The following is a 1,393-nucleotide window of genomic DNA, read 5'->3' as shown; positions in this document are numbered from 1 at the left end:
AAATCACCCTCTCGATCTCGAGGGACTTGGATGTCGACATCCCCGTACTCAGAACGGACGGTTTTCTTGCTATACCCATTGCGACTGTTGGTTGTCCGCTTGTTTTTCATGTCATGCTTGGCGTATCCAAGAGAGGACTCGATTTCAGCTTCCAGCATTTCTTGGATTGTGTCTGCGAATAGATCCTTTAACGCTGACTGTACGTCGTCCACTGACTTCATGTTTTTCTCTTTGATCCACTGCTTGATCTGCTCTTTTGACATCATAAAAATCTCCCAACCTTTCTACTCCTAATTGTAGTTTAGAGGTTGAGAGTTTACACAAAATATTTTACAGACTCTAAACAGCCCTTCTGATATCAAAACAGAGCGTTGGATTTGATAATCGACAGCAGTTTAAAAGACTCGAACTTTGATTTGTTTCTCCGCTCTTGTTCCCCCATTACAAATCGATTGCTTTGTTAAATCAGCCTTCCGGTGGTTCGCACGCTACCTTCTCGGCAGGTAGGGGAGCATCACGCTCGGAATAATAAATGATTTTGTTAAATAGACCCTCCACTTGCTAACTGACTTCGTGTCCTATACCCTTGTTTATGTCGAAGAAGGGAGGGCAAAATAAATCATGTATGCTCAGGTTGTACGGTACTATCAATTTGGCGATCCCCAAAACGTGTTGAAAGTAGAACAGCGAATTATTGAACCTTTGAAACAAGATGAAATCTTGGTAAAAATGGATGCTCGGCCTATTAATCCTTCAGATTTAATTCCAATTCGTGGTGCATATAGGCATCGAATATGTCTGCCCGCAGTACCAGGATATGAAGGGGTAGGTACCGTTGTAGAAACAGGTCCCTTAGCTTCCTCCACTTTAATAGGGAAACGTGTTCTGCCCTTACGAGGTGAGGGGACATGGCAAGATTACGTCATATCAAGAGCGGTTTTAGCGATTGAGGTTCCTGACCAAATCAACGATGATGCAGCCAGCCGCTTGTACATAAATCCAATAACTGCGTGGGTTATTTGCACGGAGACGTTAAAGATTACTTCTGATCAGGTTTTGCTAGTCAATGCCGCTAACTCATCAATTGGCCGTCTATTCATTCAATTATCCTCTCTATTTGGGTTCAGAGTTATCGCGATCATCCGTCATACACGATATGCAGAGGAGTTGCTTAATCTTGGAGCGTGGCATGTAATCGATAGCTCAAGAATGTCTATTTACGATGCAACGATGAGTGTTACAAATGGACAAGGCGCTGATGCCTCTATTGATTCGATCGGTGGTTTAGATGGTTTTGAGTTGGCTCGGTCAACACGTCCCGGGGGGACTTTCTTGGCTTTGGGTCTTTTATCTGGGACTCAAGTAGATTGGGCGAGAATTTCAAAAGAACTTA

General features: G+C 43.4%; 2 protein-coding genes. One reads left to right on the top strand and one right to left on the bottom strand.

Features of this window, described 5'->3' with window-relative positions; all coding sequences use genetic code 11:
• Positions 1-272 (bottom strand): transposase (locus EDM54_RS26055; RefSeq protein ID WP_183189195.1); only part of this gene is annotated, 272 nt, incomplete at its 3' end.
• A gap of 349 nt (positions 273-621) precedes the next feature.
• On the opposite strand from EDM54_RS26055, the gene EDM54_RS26050 reads away from it, so the two are divergent.
• Positions 622-1,393 (top strand): zinc-dependent alcohol dehydrogenase family protein (locus EDM54_RS26050; protein WP_122959100.1); only part of this gene is annotated, 772 nt, incomplete at its 3' end.

The organism is Brevibacillus borstelensis (assembly GCF_003710865.1).
In the GTDB taxonomy this organism is placed as follows: domain Bacteria; phylum Bacillota; class Bacilli; order Brevibacillales; family Brevibacillaceae; genus Brevibacillus; species Brevibacillus borstelensis.
The sequence above is the reverse complement of the archived record's forward strand: the minus strand, read 5'-3'. Positions and strand labels throughout refer to the sequence as shown.